General features: G+C 56.7%; 19 protein-coding genes. 13 read left to right on the top strand and 6 right to left on the bottom strand.

Annotated elements, in window-relative coordinates:
• Positions 1-13: 13 nt before the first annotated feature.
• A complete protein-coding gene (locus AC13HB_RS00605) occupies positions 14-2,254 on the bottom strand; it encodes a TonB-dependent receptor family protein (protein WP_482947776.1) in 2,241 nt (746 codons plus the stop codon).
• A 343-nt stretch (positions 2,255-2,597) separates the two neighbouring features.
• Between AC13HB_RS00605 and AC13HB_RS00600 the strand changes: the two genes are divergently transcribed.
• Positions 2,598-2,906, top strand: a complete 309-nt coding sequence (locus AC13HB_RS00600; RefSeq protein ID WP_482947775.1) for a P-II family nitrogen regulator — start codon at positions 2,598-2,600, stop codon at positions 2,904-2,906.
• 100 nt (positions 2,907-3,006) lie between these two features.
• On the opposite strand, the gene AC13HB_RS00595 is transcribed toward AC13HB_RS00600, so the two are convergent.
• From AC13HB_RS00595 to ftsH, 5 genes are read right to left on the bottom strand one after another with little or no spacing between them, the layout of a single operon-like run.
• Entirely contained in the window at positions 3,007-4,203 is a 1,197-nt protein-coding gene (locus tag AC13HB_RS00595) for an acetate/propionate family kinase (RefSeq protein ID WP_482947774.1), read from the bottom strand.
• Entirely contained in the window at positions 4,203-5,120 is a 918-nt protein-coding gene (locus AC13HB_RS00590; protein WP_482947773.1) for a ribose-phosphate pyrophosphokinase, read from the bottom strand. The genes AC13HB_RS00595 and AC13HB_RS00590 overlap by 1 nt, the downstream gene beginning before the upstream one ends.
• A complete protein-coding gene (locus tag AC13HB_RS00585) occupies positions 5,117-6,667 on the bottom strand; it encodes a thymidine phosphorylase family protein (protein ID WP_482947772.1) in 1,551 nt (516 codons plus the stop codon). The genes AC13HB_RS00590 and AC13HB_RS00585 overlap by 4 nt, the downstream gene beginning before the upstream one ends.
• A complete protein-coding gene (locus AC13HB_RS00580) occupies positions 6,664-8,031 on the bottom strand; it encodes an MBL fold metallo-hydrolase RNA specificity domain-containing protein (RefSeq protein ID WP_482947771.1) in 1,368 nt (455 codons plus the stop codon). Before AC13HB_RS00580 ends, AC13HB_RS00585 begins: the two co-directional genes overlap by 4 nt.
• The gene (gene ftsH / locus AC13HB_RS00575) at positions 8,022-9,839 is read right to left on the bottom strand and encodes an ATP-dependent zinc metalloprotease FtsH (RefSeq protein WP_482947770.1); all 1,818 of its coding nucleotides are present in this window, start codon (positions 9,837-9,839) and stop codon (positions 8,022-8,024) included. The genes AC13HB_RS00580 and ftsH overlap by 10 nt, the downstream gene beginning before the upstream one ends.
• Positions 9,840-10,013: 174 nt before the next feature.
• Between ftsH and AC13HB_RS00570 the strand changes: the two genes are divergently transcribed.
• The 12 genes from AC13HB_RS00570 to AC13HB_RS00515 all read left to right on the top strand — a co-directional run bounded on the left by AC13HB_RS00570 (position 10,014) and on the right by AC13HB_RS00515 (position 18,581).
• Positions 10,014-10,202, top strand: coding sequence for a DUF2933 domain-containing protein (locus AC13HB_RS00570; RefSeq protein WP_482947769.1), 189 nt, complete (start codon positions 10,014-10,016; stop codon positions 10,200-10,202).
• 17 nt (positions 10,203-10,219) lie between these two features.
• Positions 10,220-10,864 carry a methyltransferase family protein gene (locus AC13HB_RS00565; RefSeq protein ID WP_482947768.1) on the top strand — a complete coding sequence of 215 codons (645 nt, stop codon included), beginning with the start codon at positions 10,220-10,222 and terminating at the stop codon, positions 10,862-10,864.
• Positions 10,861-11,571: a formyltransferase family protein gene (locus AC13HB_RS00560; protein WP_482947767.1), complete on the top strand. Its 711-nt coding sequence runs from the start codon at positions 10,861-10,863 to the stop codon at positions 11,569-11,571. The genes AC13HB_RS00565 and AC13HB_RS00560 overlap by 4 nt, the downstream gene beginning before the upstream one ends.
• A gap of 41 nt (positions 11,572-11,612) precedes the next feature.
• Complete coding sequence (locus AC13HB_RS00555) at positions 11,613-12,479, top strand: DUF2231 domain-containing protein (protein WP_482947766.1); 867 nt, start codon at positions 11,613-11,615, stop codon at positions 12,477-12,479.
• Positions 12,480-12,521: 42 nt separating this feature from the next.
• Complete coding sequence (locus tag AC13HB_RS00550; RefSeq protein WP_482947794.1) at positions 12,522-13,598, top strand: acyltransferase family protein; 1,077 nt, start codon at positions 12,522-12,524, stop codon at positions 13,596-13,598.
• Positions 13,595-14,044: a nuclear transport factor 2 family protein gene (locus AC13HB_RS00545; protein ID WP_482947765.1), complete on the top strand. Its 450-nt coding sequence runs from the start codon at positions 13,595-13,597 to the stop codon at positions 14,042-14,044. Before AC13HB_RS00550 ends, AC13HB_RS00545 begins: the two co-directional genes overlap by 4 nt.
• Before the next feature lie 23 nt (positions 14,045-14,067).
• Positions 14,068-14,385, top strand: coding sequence for a hypothetical protein (locus AC13HB_RS00540; protein WP_482947764.1), 318 nt, complete (start codon positions 14,068-14,070; stop codon positions 14,383-14,385).
• Positions 14,385-14,819, top strand: coding sequence for a periplasmic heavy metal sensor (locus AC13HB_RS00535; RefSeq protein ID WP_482947763.1), 435 nt, complete (start codon positions 14,385-14,387; stop codon positions 14,817-14,819). The genes AC13HB_RS00540 and AC13HB_RS00535 overlap by 1 nt, the downstream gene beginning before the upstream one ends.
• Positions 14,803-15,369, top strand: coding sequence for an RNA polymerase sigma factor (locus AC13HB_RS00530; RefSeq protein ID WP_482947762.1), 567 nt, complete (start codon positions 14,803-14,805; stop codon positions 15,367-15,369). Before AC13HB_RS00535 ends, AC13HB_RS00530 begins: the two co-directional genes overlap by 17 nt.
• Before the next feature lie 149 nt (positions 15,370-15,518).
• Positions 15,519-17,414 (top strand): copper resistance system multicopper oxidase, encoded by a 1,896-nt coding sequence (locus AC13HB_RS00525; RefSeq protein ID WP_482947761.1) that lies wholly within the window; start codon positions 15,519-15,521, stop codon positions 17,412-17,414.
• On the top strand, positions 17,411-18,193 hold the full coding sequence (locus tag AC13HB_RS00520; RefSeq protein ID WP_482947760.1) for a copper resistance protein B: 783 nt from the start codon (positions 17,411-17,413) through the stop codon (positions 18,191-18,193). The genes AC13HB_RS00525 and AC13HB_RS00520 overlap by 4 nt, the downstream gene beginning before the upstream one ends.
• Before the next feature lie 40 nt (positions 18,194-18,233).
• Positions 18,234-18,581 carry a hypothetical protein gene (locus tag AC13HB_RS00515; RefSeq protein WP_482947759.1) on the top strand — a complete coding sequence of 116 codons (348 nt, stop codon included), beginning with the start codon at positions 18,234-18,236 and terminating at the stop codon, positions 18,579-18,581.
• Positions 18,582-19,005: the final 424 nt, after the last annotated feature.

The following is a 19,005-nucleotide window of genomic DNA, read 5'->3' as shown; positions in this document are numbered from 1 at the left end:
GCCTCAGGCCTGCTCAATACGTCACCGAAAGTCCGACCAACACAGCTCTGGGCGCGCCCGGTAGGAGCCCTGAAGGACTACGGGCTACGGCGTAGCGTTGGTCCGCCAAGTTACGGACAGAGATGCGGGTGCGGACCTGTTCGGTGATCGCATACCAGGCTGAGGCATCCATGACCGTGTGGCCTTCGACACGCTCGTCGGCCGGGATCGTGCCCTGACCGGCTTCGGTGCGGATCTCGTCGACCCAGGACACCGAAACCTCACCGCCGAATTCACCGGCATCCAGGCCGATCGCGGCGAAGAGCTGGTTTTCCGGGATGTAGGGCAGGCCGTCACCGGATTCGACACTGCCCCAAGGACCGAAGCCCGAAGAGAAACCGGTCTGGAATTCGGCATCGGTCCAGGTGTAGGCGGCGCGAACCGGCACCGAGACCGACCAGCCGGCCATACGGCCGAGATCGGCGTCGGCCGTCAGTTCCAGGCCCATAACGTCGACTTCACCGCCATCGAACTGGTCGCCGATGACGCAGCCACCGCCGGTCGAATTGGTGCAGGTACCGATCAGGTTTTCATAAGCGTTGAAGAAACCGATCGCCTCGACATTCCAGTTGTCCTGGGAGTAACGCGCACCGAATTCCCAGTTGGTCGCATCTTCCGGCTCCTGGGTCGTGGAACCCGGTGCCGGCGGCGCGAAACCGCGATGGACGCCACCGAAGAGGGCGAGATTGTCATCGACATCGAAGCGGATGCCGAGGCCCGGGATAAAGGCATCGACGGAGTTTTCCTTGATCACCAGGCTGGTGCCGAGGCGGTCGGTGTCGTTCTTGCCGTAATCTTCGCGGCGCAGGTCGACCTGTTCGTAGCGAAGGCCCGGCGTGAAGGTCCACTGGCCAAAGCTGATTTCGTCCTGGACGAAGAAGGACACCGCCTCGGCGCTGTCGATCCGGTTGGAATCGGATCCCGGCACATCGACGGAGGTGAGCACCAGCGTGCCGTTATCCATCCGGAAGTTCTCGCGCCACTGGTAGCGGTCCATCTCGTCCTCATGGACGCGGACGCCGAAACGCCAGGCGTGCTCGACGCCGCCGAAGCTGGCTTCGCCGTCGAGCTCGAGCTGGAGGCCCTGGGCGTAATATTCGCGATTATTGTGCTTGATCAGCACGGCATCATCGGCCGAGACGAAGCCGATGCCGCCGGTCGCGATTTCGAAGGCGTCGGCATAGGTCACCGGGTCATCGAGCAGGGCGCCGATCTTCACCGCGCCCGCCGGTCCGGCACCGTCGGGATCGATGCGGTCGAGCTTGAACCAGTCGCGGGCAAAATCGGTGCGATAGGCGACGCCGGACAGGGTCAGGCCATTGGCGAACCGGCCCTGGTAGCGCAGCGACCATTCGGAATGCTCGGCATCCATCTGGTCGTTCTGGCTCGCGGAATAGCGGCGGAACGGATCGGCCGCGAAATCCGCTTCGGTCAGGCCGAGATAGGTCTCGTTGGACAGTTCGTCGGAGTACTGGCCCTTGAGCTCGAACATGTGGCTGATCGCGTCTCCGTCGATCTCGACGCGGAACTTGCCGACATAATCCTCGATATCATAGCCGGTCGAGGCGTCTTCCATACCGTCGATGACCTTGAACCCGTCGGCGCTGTCGAAGAAACCCTCGATCAGTCCACCGATGCGAACGCCCTCGCCGGCATCGGTCATGCCGCCGACATAGGCATGGCCGCGACGGGTGTCCTCGTCACCGACCCAGATGTTCAGCAGGCCGGAGGTTTCTTCCGGCACCGGCGTGGAGAGCAGGTTCAGCGAACCGCCCTGGGTGCGCGGACCGTAACGGACGCCGGCGGCGCCCTTGATCACCTCGACGCCGGCCATGCGTCCGGCGTGCGGGAAGTAGTAGGCTGCCGGTGCGGCGTAGGGGGCCGGCGACATCAGCACGCCGTCCTCCATCAGGGTGATCTTCTCGGATCGGTCGAGGCCGGTGCCGCGCATGCCGATGTTCGGGCGCAGGCCGTAGCCGTCCTCTTCTTGGATATTCACGCCGGCGACGGTGCGCAAAAGGCGCGTCACGTCTGCATAATCATGAACTGCCAAGTCTTCCGCATCTAGCACATCGGCTGAGCCTGGAATGGCATCGGGATCGCCCTGAAGGCCAATGATGGTGATAATGTCCGCCCCATCAGAAACATTAATTTGAGCGAAGGCGGGAGAGTGAACGGCCAAGAGGGCTGAGCCCGAAAGGAGAAGTGAACGCACAGTTTATCTCGCTATTTCATATTTGCGAATGGCTCGCATTAACACTCCACCCCTCCCATGTCTAGCGCGAATGCATGTCATTATTAGCAGGGTGGAAGCGCTGGGAGCAGGCAACGAATTCGAAGGAACCCGCCTAGTGCGCTTGTTATGTGACGGTTGAACGTCGAGATTGGATTGTTCGAAGCATCGGCCACGCGACGGTAGAGTCGAACTGTGAATCCGACCGTCATAGGTTTTCAAATTCCGTTGGCTAAGCACCGACGGCAAAATCGATGAAAAGGTGTAAGGGATGACGTCGGCCAGCGCGTAATCTCTACGAGCCTTTCTTTCGAGGAGATCTTCTATGGCGATGAAAAACCTGACCGCTATTATCAGCCCTGAAATGGTCGAACCGGTTGAAGAGCGTTTACGCCGATTGGGAGTGCCGGGATTGAGCGTTTCACACACAAAAGGCTACGGCGCATATAAGAATTTCTATCAACGAGATTTGATGACGACGAATGCACGGCTCCAGCTGTTTCTCGCTGAAGAACGTGTCGCAGAGGTGGTATCTGCTATCCGTGATGTGATGGGGCCGGCAGTTGAGGATGGGGGCATACTAGCGGTGTCGCCCGTCGATGAATTTCATCAACTGTCCAGCCAGACAGCGTAGCGCGACAAAGAGTGAAATCTGCCACTGGACTAGGGACAGTTCGCGCTGTTGGGGGCTGTGCCGAGTCGAACAAACTCAAACGAGCACATAGCTTCAAACTTTAATCTGAGCCGGCGCAAGGTGAGGCCGAAATGGTGCTGTTCACATGTCGCGCGATTACTGCGTTCTCATCGCTACTGACGACAAAAATTCGCTGAGCTTTTCCTTCTTCAGGGCGTCGAGGCTCAACATTTTCTGCCCGCGACTCAGGCGCGTCGACCCCGAAATGGGAGAGCCGCCGGCAAATGCGTTCTCGTATCTCTTGACTAGCCGCTCCGATGCCTCCGGTAAACACAATCGCATCCAATCCGCCCAGCGGCACGGTCAGTCCGGCGATTTGTTTGGCGGCGTGGTAGCAGAAGTAGTCGATCGCGTGCGAAGCTAACGGGGACTCGGAAGCGCACTCGAGCAGTTCGACCATATCGCCAGACATCCCAGAAAGACCTTGCAACCCTGCCTTTTCATTGAGCAATTCTCGCAGCTCGGAGACGGTCATGTTCGAATTCTCGGCGACGAAAAGAGCCGCGCCAAAATCGAGATCACCTGCGCGGGTCGCCATTGGCAAGCCGGAGAGGGGGGTAAGCCCCATGGTTGTGTCCACGCTCTTACCGTTCAGTATCGCAGTAGCCGAGGCTCCTGAGCCCAGGTGCGCTACGATGAGGCGTGAAGGCAATTGCACCGATCCTTGAGATTGGAACCAGTTCAAAACATATTCGCAGGAAAGACCGTGAAAACCGTAGCGCCTCACCGGATGCGACACCAATTTCCTGGGCAGCCCCGTATTCTGGGCTAGGTCGGGCAGGTCTTGATGAAAATGAGTATCGAAGACCGCAATTTGCGGCAATTTTCCAAGGCGGACACTTGCTGCCTCGACGCCTTCGAGACTCGCCGGCATGTGTAGGGGGGCGAAGCGGGCCGCATTTTCGAGCCCTGCGTGCTCAGCAGGCCCGATCACCACCGGTGCGTCAAACAGCCCGCCATCATGGACAAACCGATGCCCGACAGCCTCGATGTAATCGAGACAATGTTCGCTATCCAACAGGTAGAGCAGGTGATGGATGGCCTGATGGTGTGTTTCGAGTTTGTAGTCCCAGTTTTCGGCTTTGTTGGAACCGATCACGCGCAGTTTAATGCGCGCTTCTTTATGACCAATCTTCGCGCAAGAAATCCGTGCGCGTTCGGTCACGTCATCACCCACCACATCATGAACTGCGATACGCGCGCTCGAAGAGCCGCAATTAATCGTCAAAACACGCATTATTCGTTTGTGTCCGCTGTTGACGAAAGTTCGGTCAACAAATCCCGAGACCCCGCTGCGAGCAACGGAGCAAGGGCGATTTCATTTGTTGGGTGACGGATCGTGTCGCAGGTGATGATGTGTCGAGCTCCGGCCTCATGGAGCGCGAGGAAGGCTTCGTCTGCAAAAATTGCATGAACACCGATGCAAACAGGCGGCGGCAACCCGGCTCTTTGAAGATGGCCTACGGTCTCGATCATTGTTCGCGCCGTAGAAATGATGTCATCAACCAAAATCGGGATTCGGTTCTCCCAAGCCTCAACGTTTGGCACAGACACCTCGACCTCTCGATCACCGTGGCGAACTTTCTCAAGCACTGTGAACGGCACGCCAGCGGTCTTCGCGACGGCACGCACCCATTGTTCGCTCTCGCTGTCCGGGCCGACGATGAGTGCTCCAGGTACGTGAGCCGCTATCCAAGCGGCGATTGTGTCAGCGGCATGCAGAACACGGTTCGGAATGTCGTAGATTTCGCTAAGGTCATGATATCGATGCAAGTGGGGATCGACGGTTACTAAACCGTCAAACCAGGCGCTCAAGCATTGGGCGAAATAGGTCGAGGACACCGCCTCGCCAGGCTGAAAACGGTTGTCTTGGCGCATATATGCGAGATAGGGCGCAATGAGTACGACGCGCTTGGCCCCTAATTCTCGGGCCGTCGCGGCTGCGAATACTAACGGTAGATACTTGTGGTCGGGCCGATCAAGACTACAGACCAGAAAGACATCTCGGCCATCTACAGAGGTGTCGAAGCGGAGATAAGTCTCCCCGTCCGGGAAAGATTTCGAAAAGAGCCGACCGACGTCGGTAGACATTTCTTCGGCGATCCGCCGAGCTATGGGTGCGCTATCGCCAACTGCGAAAATAAGAGGCGTCATTGCTCCTCCTCTACGGTGATGATTTCGGATTCGTCCAAGATGTATTGGTGGGCGTAGGAAAGCTCACCAATCGATTCCGCATGTAGCGTGAACAATGGTTGACCTTTCTCGACGACACAGCCGAGCTTGGCGAGCAATTCGATACCCGCCGCTTTTGACGCTGGAGCTCCGGCGAGTTTGGCGGCCTTGGCAAGTCGCCGATTATCAATATTGGCGACTTTGCCATTCTGAGAAGATTCGATAACCCGAGTATGGGCTGCGACCGGCGGCTCGCGCAGCCCGCCCTGTGCCTCGCATATCGCTTGAAAAGCGCGCCAAGCCTGGCCGGTCGCTAGGAGTTCTGCCGCTTTTTCTACGCCTTGCCCGTCTGATGCAGCTTGCGCCATTTCTAGCAGCTCACCGGCAAGCTGAATGGCTCTGGATCTGAGGTCAGAGACCGCGGTCTGATTATTGTTGAGCACAGCGAGAACATCCCATGCTTCCAATGCCGGGCCGATCCCGCGCCCAACCGGCTGGAGGCCTGATGTTTTGATAATGCGTTGATTGAGATCAAGGCTTGAACTGGTGCGCTCAAACAGATGTTCCAAGTGATCGGAGGCCTCGTTCGAGCGGACTTTGGCCGTTGGCCCGACAGGCATGTCGATCACAAGATGGGTCGCACCCGCGGCGATTTTCTTCGACAAGACTGACGCGACGAGCTGTCCATCACTGTCGATGTCGAGCGCGCGTTCTATCCGGATAAATACATCGTCCACGGGGCTGAGAGAAACCGCTCCACCCCAAACGACGCATCCGCCAACACTTTCAACAACACGCCGCATCGCGAGCAGATCAAGCTCTACCGGCGCCAATGTTTCCATTGTGTCAGCTGTGCCGGCCGGAGACGTGATGGCGCGCGACGACGTTTTGGGCATCGTCAACCCTGCTGCGGCACAGATAGCTACGATAATCGGTGTGGTGCGATTGCCCGGCAGGCCACCGACGCAATGCTTGTCGACGATCGGCGTGCGTCCCCAGTCCAATCGCTGACCGACATCGACCATCGAAAGCGTAAGATCGCGAATTTCGTCCACATTTTGGTGATGAGCAGCACTTGCGGTGAGAAAAGCCGATAGGTGGATATCGGAGAATTTGCCCGCCGCGACATCTGCGATGATCTCGTCTAAAGCATTTTTATCCAGCACCTTGCCGAAGATCTTCGACCGCACCGCGCTCAATGAGTGTAGCGGGGCTGGATGAGCGAGCCGCACATAATCCCCTGCGACCAATTTTAGTTTTTCCCATGCCGTTTCCGAAAGACCGATCTGTCCGGGAGCCAACAACTCTGACACGATCAAGTTTAGTGTTGCGATGAGCGATTGACCTTGCGGTCCAGTAATCTTGATACGGGCATGACTAGCAAAGCCTTCGGCTCGGCAGATATGGCAATCCGCTCTCATATAGATGATCGCGTGATCGTGAGTGTCGATCCCCAAGCGTCGGGCTTCTAGTGTATTGGATTGCTCTGCCGCGGTTTCCGTCGCTGCGCCGGCGCTTCGCTTGATCATGTCAGGACCGCCATCTCGCCGAGAGCGGGTATTTTGCAATACCATCCCAGTTCGCGCTCGATCCGAGATTTTAGCGCCGCGCTCGCATTTGGTTCGCCATGGACAATGAAAGTTATCTTAGGCGCCGATTTAAACTGCCCCAGCCAATCTATGATTTCATCAGCATCGGCATGGGCCGACAGGGTCTCGAGATTGTAGACGCTAGCGCGAATGGCTACTTCGCGCCCGTGAATTTTGACGGTTTTAGCCCCATCCACGATCGCTCGCCCGCGCGTTCCCGCCGCTTGAAAGCCGGTAAACAAAAGAGCGTTTCGAGGATCGGACGCGTAATTTTTGATGTGGTGGACGATACGCCCCCCCGTCGCCATCCCGCTAGCAGATATTATGATTTTGGGCATGCGGTTAGATGTGAGGGCTTTGGAGTCTTCGGTCGAACGAACATATGTCGCCACATCGCAAGCCTCCTTGCACTGCGATGCACTTAGTCGATGCGAGTCGATATGTTCGCAAAATAGCTCACTGGCGTTGATCGCCATTGGGCTATCCAGGAACACCGGTAAATCGGGTATTCGGCGTGTGCGTTTTAGCTGGCTGATATGGTGCAGCAATGATTGGGCTCGCCCTACAGCGAATGCAGGGATGATGACCGTGCCGCCACGATTAGCAGTGTCCGTGAGGACGCGCTCTAGCGCATCTTCGATCTCGATACGCTCATGTTTGCGATTGCCGTACGTAGATTCGATGATGAGGTAATCGGCCTGCTCTATGGGTGTTGGCGCCAGCATGGTATCGCTTCGCGTTCGCCCGAGATCGCCTGAGAAAACAAGCGTTTCGCCATTGAGAAGATCGAGCTTAATTATTGCCGCGCCGAGAATATGGCCGGCCGGAAAGAAGCTCGTAGTGAGGCCAGGCGCGAGCACTTGCGGCTTATTGAACGCTATGCTTTTGAACAGGGTCAAAGAGTTTTCCGCCTCAAGCCGGGTATAAAGAGGCTTGGCAGGCCGGTGTCGCGAGAAGCCATGCCGGTTGGCGAACTCGGCGTCCTTTTCTTGCAAATACCCGCTGTCGGGGAGCAAAATGCGACACAAATCAGCGGTGGCAGGTGTCGTGTAGATCGGGCCTGAATAGCCGTTTTTTACTAAGACCGGCAGGTAGCCTGAATGATCGATGTGGGCGTGCGTGAGGAGCACGCCGTTCAACGTGGTGGGATTAACCGGGATGTGGCTCCAGTTCTTCTCTCTTAGCTCTCGATACCCTTGAAACAATCCACAATCGACTAGCCATTGATGGGGTCCCGCGCTCAGCAGAAATTTCGAACCCGTCACGGTTCCCGCTGCTCCCAAGAAATGAAGAGTCATTTCCATTTGAACGCTCCGGTGGCTCGGGCCAGTTCGGGCCCAGAGAGTGTTTCCTTTTCAAGCAAGAGCTCAGCGGCAGTATCAAGTGCCTCCCGATGTTCAGTTAAAATGCGTGTGGCCCGTTGGCAGGCATCGTCAATCAGAGTTTGGACGGCGGCATCGATCTTTTCCGCCGTGGCCTCGCTATAAAGGTGGGATCCCTCTTGTAGGCGCGTGCCCAAAAACGCCTGGTCTTCCTTTTCTAGGGCCACTTGGCCGATGTCAGAAACCATACCGTAACGGGTCGCCATGGCGCGAGCGATCTGAGAGGCCTTCTGAAGGTCGTCCGCCGCACCTGTCGACACTTCCTCGAAGACAAGCCTTTCCGCCACCCGACCGCCCAGGAGAACCGCCATTTTTGATTCCAATTCCGCTTTGGACATCAAAAAGCGGTCTTCAATTGGCCTTTGGATCGTGTAACCCAGGGCCCCAATTCCACGCGGTATAATGGAAACTTTCTGAACCGGGTCTGTGTTCTTAAGCGCCATAGCGACGAACGCGTGTCCCAATTCATGATAGGCTACAGTTCGGCGTTCATCCGGATTGAGTAGACGGTTCTTCTTTTCCAGCCCGGCAACGATGCGCTCGATCGCTGAAACAAAATCGATGAGGCTAACAGCGTCCGCAGCACGTCGCGTAGCGAGCAAGGCAGCCTCATTGACCAGATTGGCTAGGTCTGCGCCGCTAAAACCGGGGGTCAACGCGGCGATCTCCTCAAGGCTAGTATTGTTCTCTATCTGGATCCGGCGTGTGTGGACGTCCAGTATGGCGATCCGCCCCGACTTGTCCGGACGGTCCACGAGAACTTGGCGGTCAAATCGACCGGCGCGCAAAAGCGCTGGATCTAGCACTTCGGGGCGGTTGGTTGCGGCAAGCAGCACCAACCCTTGGCTTGGATCGAACCCATCGAGTTCAGAAAGCAATTGGTTGAGGGTTTGTTCTTTCTCGTCATGTCCGCCCAGGCCAGGATAGGCACCGCGGGCGCGCCCCAAGGCATCAAGTTCATCTATAAAGATGATGGCGGGCGCCTTCTCACGCGCTTTTTCGAATAGATCGCGGACCCGCGCGGCGCCCACACCGACAAACATCTCAACGAACTCTGAACCATTTATCGAGAAAAACGGGACATTCGCTTCACCCGCCATCGCGCGTGCGAACAGGGTTTTTCCGGTGCCGGGCGGACCGACAAGCAAAATACCCTTCGGCATACGAGCGCCTAGGCGGCCATAGCCTTGCGGGTCTTTCAGAAAATCGACGATTTCCTTGAGTTCAGTCTTTGCTTCTTCAACACCCGCGACATCGGCAAACGTCACGCGCGTGTCGGCCTCGACATACACCTTTGCCTTGGATTGACCGATTGAAAGGGCATTCCCTCCCATTCCGCCTTGATTGGCAATTCGCCGGATAAAGAACATCCAAATCGCCAGGAACAAAACCATCGGCAAGAACCAGGAGAGTAGGGCGTTCGCGACACCACTCTGAGCGCGCGCCGAATATGTGACGTCATATTGTGACAGGGTTTGTGCCAGTGACGGATCCACTAGGGTCGCAACGATATGTTCGCGAACCTCGCCAGAGGCACTCGTGCGCGTTCCTCGGATGATCTGCCCGCTGATTTCGACATCAGACAGTTCGCCGTTTTCCAGCGCCGTAACAAACTCACTATAAGGGACGGTCTCTTGATGGTTGGCCTGTGAGAGCCACGTCTGCAGCATCAAGACAGCGAAAATAACAAATACCACATACCAAGTATGAAAAGATATCCGTCGGTTCATCCGTCCCTCCTGCATTGCGCTTACGCACGACGCGCACTCATCCCTCACGCTTATGACGGCTCGGGTCGGAGGCGCGCCAATACAAACTTGGTCAGCGCTGGATGAGGGTAGGGCGCGCCTTAGGCGTAATCATGGAGAACACAGGACATTCAGCCTGACCTGCGAGCTCGAGAAATGAATGAACCCTCGCCGAAATCACCATCCCGTTTGACTTGGCTCATTCTCGGCCTGTTTGCAGCAATTGCCGGATTTTTATTGCTGTTTGAACACCGTGCCCACATCACCAGCGATTGGATTTTGTTGGGGCTGCTCGCGCTATGCATCTTCGGACACAGCTTTATGCACCGTCATGATCGCCATTGAAATTCGAGGCAAGCACGATGACGCAATCAGACTATGGTCTTTGGTCCCTGGTGGCTCTGAATTCTGCGGTTTTCATCCTGTTTGCAGCAAGTTTTTCGCGACCGCGCTCTTGGCGCGACTGGCGATCTTTTGGAGCACTCAGTGCTTTTTTGGTCGCGCTGTTCACCGAAATGTACGGTTTTCCGCTTACCCTTTACGTCCTATCCGGTTGGCTACAATCCGCCTATCCGGACATCAACTGGTTCAGTCATGATGCGGGCCATCTGCCGGAAATGCTCTTTGGTTGGCAAGGCAATCCGCATCTGGGTCCCTTTCACCTCATAAGCGCGTTGTTAATCGGTGGCGGCTTTTGGCTGATCGCGAGTGCCTGGCGCGTTTTGTACGCTGCACAATCGACCGGCGAGTTGGCGCAAACCGGTCCTTACGCCCGGGTGCGACACCCACAGTATGTTGGTTTTGTACTCATCTTGACGGGCTTTCTTTTTCAGTGGCCAACGTTGCTCACACTGGCCATGTATCCTGTCCTTATTTGGATGTACGTCCGGCTCGCCTTGATTGAGGAGCGAGAGACCCGCTCTGCGTTCGGTGAAGCGTTTGATTATTATGCAGAGCGCGTGCCCCGGTTTTTTCCATCGCTATCAACCCCGGTCCATCCATCATGACCGAGGCGCAAGCTCGAACCCTCGTCCTGCTCACCGGAGAACAAGAAAGACCTCATTTTGAAACTTTCATGAAACGGCAAAATCCCGCGTTGGACGTGGTGTCTTGCACTTCGTTGAAAGAATTGAGCTGCGTCGTCGAACAACGAGCCGGCCGCGTCCGTCTGATTGCTTTTCTAACGGACGTCATCGTGCCCAAATCGATCCTTAAGCAGCTCATCTTTACGCCGTACAATATTCATCCTGGGCCGCCGGAATATCCAGGCTCTCACCCAGAAAGTTTCGCGATATGGGATAGTGCACATCGCTACGGTGTAACAGCGCATGAAATGACAGAACGCGTTGATGAAGGGCCAATTGTGTTGCTTGACACCTTTGACATGCCAGCGCTGCCGGAACGTGGCATTCTCGCCGACCAGACCTATGCGCGCGCGGTAAATTTGTTTTCTGTGCTGGGAGCGCATTGTGCTGCTCATGACAGCGATCTGCCACGCTTGCCGGTCAGCTGGTGCGGGCTCAAACGGACCAAGGCCGACTTTCAACGACTGTGTCGGCCGCCGGCGGGTTTGCTGCCGACCGAGCAGGACCGGCTAACGCGTGCATGTGGAGAAGCGCTTATCGCGCCGCAAGTGCTCGACCGGCAGAAAAATGCGGGTCTTTTGGCTTTCCAAACCGATATGTTGCTTTTTTTGAGGGGTGCGGCGGTTTGACGCGTAAGTCTCCCACATCACATTTGATGGGAGTTCATCGCGTGTCTTTTCGGAATACACTTTTGAGCCTGATTGGGCTGTTCATTATTGGCTTGAACAGTCCGAGTGCTTTTGCCCATCCGCCGGACGAACATGACCCCGTTTCGGTGTCTCAAGAAACAGAGACCACGTCGGAAAACAGGGAGCAAGCGGATCATCACGATGATCCAAATGCACCGCCGCATGATCACGGGACTGCTACGCCCACCTCTTCGATGGCCGAACAAACCGACCACGCGCACGACCCAACGGCAGCCCATGACACGGATGCTTCAAGCGACGACCATGGCCATGCCCAAGCGCATGATCATGGCACGGGACAAGCAGACGCGCACGATCCCTGCGCGGGCGCGGATGACCATCACGGTGACTCAAACGCACCCTCCGATGGCCATAGTCATTGGGGTGATGACGGGCCGAAAACACCGTTCGAACGCGCGCTGGCAAAGCTTGGAGTATTCCATGCCGTCGCGGTACATTTTCCGATCGCGCTTATCCTCGCGGCGGCCCTGGCGCAGGCCTTGAACATGGCGCGCGACGAGCAAGCCTATGCAGATATTGTTCGCTTCCTCGTCTGGACCGGCGCAGTTGGTGGGCTTGTCGCAGGCTTCTTCGGCTGGGCTCATTCTGGTCCGATGGCGAGCAACGAAGCTGGCGTAATGCTTACTCACCGTTGGCTCGGCACCGGCTTAGCCTTGGGGCTTTTTGGAGTGGTAGCCGCGGTAGAATGGCGCCGGAGAAATCCCAGCGCCGTGCCGTCCTTGGTGCTCAACATTAGCGTTTTCGGCGCGGCTGCGGCCGTGGCTCTCAACGGATTTTTGGGCGGTTCCTTGGCACATGGTGGCTTGCGACATTTGATGGGAGGCTAACGCGTGAGGGCCTATCCACAAAACTTACCTGGCTTGACGCGGATGCGGTTTTTCGCAGCGCTTTGGGTAGTGTTTTACCACTGGCGAGAGCCTTGGGTGGTCGACATTGACGCGAGCTCCCAGATATTCGCCATGGGTCGGTTTGGCGTGGATTTGTTCTTCATTCTTTCAGGGTTTGTGCTGACCCATGTCTATGTGGCGGCCCGCGAAGAGGGGCGGTTCAAATTTGGGCGATTCATCATTGCGCGATTTGCCCGCATTTATCCGCTCCACATCGCGACGCTAGCCTTTTTGGGCGTAGTCGCACTCGGGGCCGCGCAATTGGGTGTTCCTTTCGAACCAGAGCGCTTTCCGTTGCAAGACCTGCCCGCCCATCTCTTATTGGTGCATGCGTGGGGATTTGCGCCGAATTTTGGATGGAACGGGCCGTCTTGGTCGATTAGCGCGGAGTGGTTCGCCTACCTTGCCTTTCCAGCTTATCTCATGCTGGCTGTCGCGCTAAAGCGTCGACCTCTTGTCCTTCTGGCCATAGCGGTCGCGTTGTTTTTTGTTCTCGATCAGGTTCATTTGCGCCTGTTTGGTGAGACATTGCCCATGGCAACGGAGCGCTATGGCGTTATCCGGATCATTCCCGAATTTCTCATTGGGGTGGGCTTGTATCGGCTTGGTCAGATCCGGAGCCTTCCAAAATCGATCGCCTGGATAAGTATGGCGGTCGTGGTGACCGCCTACCTGCTCTTTGCACATATGGCGGTCGATGACCGCGTGCTCGCGCTTTTGGGCGCGCCATTGATATTCTTGCTTGCGGAACTGGACCGACACGCGGAAACCAAGACCAATACGGGCATTTTCGTTTATCTCGGAGACGTCTCCTACGCCATATACATGATCCATGTGCCGTTCTTCATGGTGGCCTTCAACTTCCTTCAAGACGTTGTCGGCGCCATTGATGAAACCATGTCGACCGGCCTTTTTGCGGTCCTGTTGGTGATCATGATTGGGGCTTCAGCTCTGACCTTCGAGATCATTGAAAAACCAGCTCGCTCTGGCATTCGTCGCTTGGGCGACCGCTTTTTGAAAACACCAACCACGTCATCAATTGAGGGGAAACAATCATGAAGACGATCGCAGCTACATCAACCGCTCTCGCTATGAGCCTGGCCCTCTCTTCGGGTGCCTGGGCGGGCGATAACGAAGACATCATGGACGTCCTGGAGGGCTATTCCGGTGGTTTGGCCCAAGAAGACGTTTCCATCGCCGAGGCGTTTGTCCTGGTGTCCGGTGACGAATTCACAATCTTTGAAGGTTCGGGCCGGGATATCGGCTGGGCAAATTATCGGGACCATCACCTCGCGCCAGAATTTGCGGCCGAGCATGTGACATTTCATGTCTATGATTGGTCCAATTACACTATTGAAGTCGACGAGACGCTGGCTTTTGCCACTTTCGATATTCGTATGGAATACGAAGTGCGTGGTGAGGCGCGAGAGCGCGATGCGCATGGTACGGCCCTGTTGGTACGCTCGGATGACGGTTGGAAGATCCGGCACCTACACACCTCTTAGGGGGAAGTGAAAGGAGTAAGACAATGAATGATCAAGAGCTAGATAACCTGCTTGAAGCGGTCACACGATCGCCTGAGATAGATCAACGGGCCTTTCGTGACGGCGTCTGGGCAAAGATCGACAATCAGGAGAGCTGGCTAGAGCGTATTCAAAAGGCTCTTCGCCCGATCATGCCGGCTATTGGTGTGCGTGCGGCGCCCGCCGCGCTCGCTCTTGTCGTGGGCGGACTGTCGGGAGCGGCACTGGCGCAACCGTCACCGCACGATGATCTGGCAGTCTTCGATGCTGATTCCAGCTATTCGATCGTCGCGATGATCGCCGCGCCGAAGGACAAGCACTAATGCTCCGGGCGGGCATCGTCGCGTCTGTCCTGGGCGTTCTCGGCGGATTCTTGGGCGTCTGGTTGGGCATTTCAGTATTCGAGGGTGCCAATCAAAACGCGACCAATCTCCACGCGATCGTGCATGACGAACTACATTTGTCTGCCAGGCAAGAAGAGGCCATTGAGGGCCTGGAGGCGGAGTTCGCAATCATCCGCGAGCGTTACGAAGCGGAAATGGAAGGCGCACGCCAGGAAATCGGCGCCGCGCTTCTACGTGATCAGGCACTCTCGGCTGATGTAGCACAGGCTGCAGAAGCGTTTCACACAGCGATGGGAGGTTTGCAGATGGAAACACTCAACCACATCCTCGCTATGCGTGCCGAACTCGATCCTGATCAAGTGCAAGAATTTGACCTGAGGTTGGCGCAGGCCTTTCATGCGGACACCGAATGAGTTGACGGAGAGTGAGCATGAAGATGCTCGTCTCGCTCAGGAGGCTCGGGCAGGAAATCATGCTGCGTTCAATCGCTTGATGGATAAACATCAAGAGACCCTGTTGCGGTTTTTAGCGGGTCATATTCGCAGTTTAGATGATGCCCAGGATATCGCGCAGGATACTTTTGTGGCGGTGTACAAAAACCTCGAGCGGTTCGACCCAAATCGCCCGTTTCTCGCTTGGCTTTTTGTGATCGCGAGAAATAAGGCCCGCGATCACCACCGGCGGCGCAGAACGCTCAATTGGGTTGGTATTGAAAGTGAGCGGGATGAATTTGTCGCTGAAGCGCCCGACCCAGAGTCCGCCGCGGTAAGCACTAGCGAATTGGCCCGAGCGCACGACATCATTCAGAAGATGCCTGAAGGGTTACGCACCCCATTATTGCTTTCTGTTGTCGATGAAATGCCCCTGGTTAGGATTGGCGAGATTATGGGCGTATCCACAAAAGCTGTAGAGGTGCGGATCTATCGAGCGCGAAAATTGCTCAAAGAACATTTTTCCGCATGAGGGATCTGCCGTCGGTGTACGTAAACCTTGCAATGAAGAAGTTTGTGCCCGGGAGTGCGTGCGACTTGTCCCCGCCGCGGATTCCCTAGGTCCGACGCTGCCGGGCACAAGCGCCCGACACGTCTGAGGTCGGGCGAAGGAGTGTGTGAATGATATCACGACGATCGTTTTTGAGCGCGTCCGCAGCGATAGGTGGCGCCGCGACCACTGGCCTGCTGCCAGCTTGGGCGCAGACCGCGGGTGCCGCAAATCTTAATGGATTGCGGCCATTGTCGGGCCAAATTTTCGACCTCTCGATTGGTCGGGCGACTGCGCTAATTGATGGTCGCGCGGGTAATGCGATTACGGTCAATGATCAACTGCCGGCTCCTCTCCTGCGCTGGCGCGAGGGCGATGAGGTCACGCTGAGGGTTCACAACACTCTAGACGAGGATACCTCTATCCACTGGCACGGCCTACTGCTTCCATTCCAGATGGATGGTGTGCCCGGCGTGACATTCCCTGGCATACGGCCTGGTGAGACATTTACCTACCGCTTCCCGATCCGGCAGTCGGGCACGTATTGGTACCACAGCCACTCCGGTCTGCAGGAACAGATGGGCCATTACGGGCCGATCATCATCGAGCCCGCCGGGGCCGATCCGGTTGCCTATGATCGTGAATACGTCGTGGTGCTCTCCGACTACACATTCGAAGGCCCGCACAGGGTCTTCGAGAAGCTCATGAAAATGAGCGATACATATAATTTCCAGCAAAGAACCATGTCAGACTTTGTGGCGGCCTCTCGGCAAAACGGGCTGCTCGCCGCTCTGCGAGACCGATCGATGTGGGGTCAAATGCGGATGAGCCCGACGGACATCTCCGACGTCACCGCCGCGACCTTGGAATATCTCGTGAACGGCCACGGTCCGCAGGACAATTGGACGGGCCTGTTTTCACCGGGAGAACGGGTACGATTGCGGTTCATCAACGCCTCGGCAATGACGATCTTCAATGTCCGGTTTCCGGATTTGCCCATGACGATTGTTCAATCGGATGGTCTGAACGTCCAACCCGTTGAGACGGATGAGTTCCAGATCGGTGTTGCTGAAACCTATGACGTCATTGTTCAGCCGCGAGAGGATCGCGCCTACACGATGATGTGCGAATCCATCGATCGCAGCGGCTTCGCCCGAGCAACCTTGTCGCCGCGTGTTGGAATGACCGCGCCTGTCCCGCCGCTTCGTCCGCGCCCTACATTGACCATGCAAGACATGGGTATGGATCACGGTTCGATCGGACATGCCGGACATAATGCCCCGTCTATTGATCATTCGGCCATGGGCCATACCCCGATGGCCTCGCAGGCGAGCCCGTCTGCTCACGGTGAGCATGGCAGCCACAATTCTGCGGGCCATGAAGGTCACACAATGATGAATTCGCCCGAAACGGGCGGTCCGCAACGGCACGATCACCCGGGTGGGCCGGGGGTCGCAAACATGGCGATGCAACCGACATCCCGCCTGCACGAGCCTGGCGCCGGCCTGGCGGATGTCGGCCACCGCGTTCTGGTCTACACGGACCTCAAGAGTCTCGATCGAAACCCGGATACTCGGCCGCCCGGTCGAGAGGTGGAAGTCCACCTCACATCGAACATGGAGCGCTACATGTGGTCCTTTGACGGGCGTCGCTGGAGCGAGGTCGTTGATCCGATCCAGTTCTACCAGGGGGAGCGCGTACGACTGACAATGGTCAATGACACGATGATGCCCCACCCCATTCACCTGCACGGCATGTTCTTTGATGTTGTAAACGGTGAAAGTGACCACAAACCGCGCAAACACACGATCACGGTAAAGCCCGGCGAAAAGCTTTCAGTGGATGTCACACCGGAAGATGTGGGCGATTGGGCCTTTCATTGCCACCTTCTCTACCACATGCATGCCGGCATGTTCCAAGTCGTCTCGGTGACGCCCGGGCAACAGCATCATCAGATGCACCATCAAAATCACACTGAACACGCCCCTCACGCTCAGCACGGCGCTCACCATGGAGATCATCAATGAGACTTCATATCTCGATGGTGACCGCGACTTTGATGGCGATCGTTACGGCGAGCGCTGCGTTGGGCCAAAATCAAGCCGATGCGTACTACCCGCCCGAGGAGATGGAAGCGGCCCGCGAAGCGCTAAGAGAAGGCGCTGGCGGACAGCACCTTTTCTTCTTCCAAGCCGACCGGTTTGAATATCAATCCCGCCGCGATGACGAAGAGATAGCGCTTTGGGATGTCAACGCCTGGTATGGCGGGCGCGTGAACCGGATTTGGGTGAAGAGCGAGGCGGAATTCGAGCTGGGAGAGGGGGCATTTGAAGAAGCCGACCTCCAATTGCTCTATAGCCGCGCGATCACGCCATATTTCGACCTGCAGGCCGGGATCCGCCAGGATTTCGAGCCGGACCCGATGCGCACGCATGCTGTGATCGGGATTCAAGGGCTGGCGCCTTACTGGTTTGAGGTTGATGGCGCCTTGTTCTTGAGCGATCAGGGAGAGCTAACGGGACAATTTGAAGCTGAGTATGAGCTCCTGCTGACTCAGCGGCTCATTTTGCAACCCAGGACCGAATGGACCTGGTCTGCAGAAGACATTCCGGAACTTGAGACCGGCAGCGGCGTGAACTCCGCTGTTGTCGGGTTGCGACTGCGCTACGAGATTTTTCGGGAATTTGCGCCCTATGTCGGCGTTGAATGGTCACGCACCTTTGGGGCGACGGCCGACTACGTGACCGCCGCCGGTGGCCGTACGGAAAACACCGCCTTGGTGACGGGGCTACGAATTTGGTTTTGAGTTTGGGGCGCACCCCAATTGACTGATTAAGGAGAAAGATATGAATAAGTTAGTGGTAGCTGGGCTCGGCGCGATGAGCCTCACAATGCTAGGCGGCACCGCTATTGCGCAAGACCATAATCATGGAGATCACGACCATGGCGCTCAGTCGCAAATGCCGACGATGGAGGAGTGTCGGTCCATGCACGACGAGATGATGGGCGATAACTCGGATCATCATGACCAAGCCTCCCGCCAAGCGATGATGGAAAACATGGACGAAGCCATGCGAACGCGCATGCAGCAGTGTCACGACATGATGCAATCGATGCATGATCACGGTCAGGGCGAGGAACAAAACTCTGGCGATCACGACCATCAATCAGCCGGCAACGGCCACAGACATTAGATTGCTCAAATTGCTTTGACGGTGAGACTAGGGCTTGCCGTCAAAGCGAGCTGCCTATGCGTTGTACGGTCACTCTTCATGCTCAATTAGTGTAGCCTCTCGGCTGTACCGACCGGCGCGAATTCAGTTGGTGTGAGCCATACACCCTGATTGTTCCACGCGGCTTGCCCGCCTAAGTCGGTTGAGGAGCAAGATCCACTGTATGGTTGGCCTGGTAGCGACAATAATCCGAGCGTTCCCGTGATTGCAGATCGCGGTGATTGAAACAGAGCCGGATAACGCTTGTGGCCTGCCCCACCCAAGTGGCCCAGTTTTAAAGTTAGGGCCCGGCGGGTTATGTGCGGCGGTCATGCCGGCACGCCCTCAACGTAGGGCGGCAGACAAGTCGCTGGCAAGAGCGCTTCAGGAGCTGGTGGTCTGTAGC

It is taken from the genome of Maricaulis sp. B-26 (genome assembly GCF_056857855.1).
Note: the sequence above shows the minus strand (reverse complement) of the source record. Positions and strands in the feature narration are given on the sequence as shown.

Bases quoted from the DNA above. Each gene is read 5' to 3' on its own strand.
- AC13HB_RS00545 (WP_482947765.1), top strand. From the start codon at position 13,595: ATGAAGACGATCGCAGCTACATCAACCGCTCTCGCTATGAGCCTGGCC.
- AC13HB_RS00530 (WP_482947762.1), top strand. From the start codon at position 14,803: ATGCGGACACCGAATGAGTTGACGGAGAGTGAGCATGAAGATGCTCGT.
- AC13HB_RS00550 (WP_482947794.1), top strand. From the start codon at position 12,522: ATGCGGTTTTTCGCAGCGCTTTGGGTAGTGTTTTACCACTGGCGAGAG.
- AC13HB_RS00570 (WP_482947769.1), top strand. From the start codon at position 10,014: ATGAATGAACCCTCGCCGAAATCACCATCCCGTTTGACTTGGCTCATT.
- AC13HB_RS00525 (WP_482947761.1), top strand. From the start codon at position 15,519: ATGATATCACGACGATCGTTTTTGAGCGCGTCCGCAGCGATAGGTGGC.
- AC13HB_RS00515 (WP_482947759.1), top strand. From the start codon at position 18,234: ATGAATAAGTTAGTGGTAGCTGGGCTCGGCGCGATGAGCCTCACAATG.
- AC13HB_RS00585 (WP_482947772.1), bottom strand. From the start codon at position 6,667: ATGATCAAGCGAAGCGCCGGCGCAGCGACGGAAACCGCGGCAGAGCAA.
- AC13HB_RS00520 (WP_482947760.1), top strand. From the start codon at position 17,411: ATGAGACTTCATATCTCGATGGTGACCGCGACTTTGATGGCGATCGTT.
- AC13HB_RS00560 (WP_482947767.1), top strand. From the start codon at position 10,861: ATGACCGAGGCGCAAGCTCGAACCCTCGTCCTGCTCACCGGAGAACAA.
- AC13HB_RS00565 (WP_482947768.1), top strand. From the start codon at position 10,220: ATGACGCAATCAGACTATGGTCTTTGGTCCCTGGTGGCTCTGAATTCT.
- AC13HB_RS00540 (WP_482947764.1), top strand. From the start codon at position 14,068: ATGAATGATCAAGAGCTAGATAACCTGCTTGAAGCGGTCACACGATCG.
- AC13HB_RS00600 (WP_482947775.1), top strand. From the start codon at position 2,598: ATGGCGATGAAAAACCTGACCGCTATTATCAGCCCTGAAATGGTCGAA.
- AC13HB_RS00535 (WP_482947763.1), top strand. From the start codon at position 14,385: ATGCTCCGGGCGGGCATCGTCGCGTCTGTCCTGGGCGTTCTCGGCGGA.
- ftsH (WP_482947770.1), bottom strand. From the start codon at position 9,839: ATGAACCGACGGATATCTTTTCATACTTGGTATGTGGTATTTGTTATT.
- AC13HB_RS00590 (WP_482947773.1), bottom strand. From the start codon at position 5,120: ATGACGCCTCTTATTTTCGCAGTTGGCGATAGCGCACCCATAGCTCGG.
- AC13HB_RS00595 (WP_482947774.1), bottom strand. From the start codon at position 4,203: ATGCGTGTTTTGACGATTAATTGCGGCTCTTCGAGCGCGCGTATCGCA.
- AC13HB_RS00580 (WP_482947771.1), bottom strand. From the start codon at position 8,031: ATGGAAATGACTCTTCATTTCTTGGGAGCAGCGGGAACCGTGACGGGT.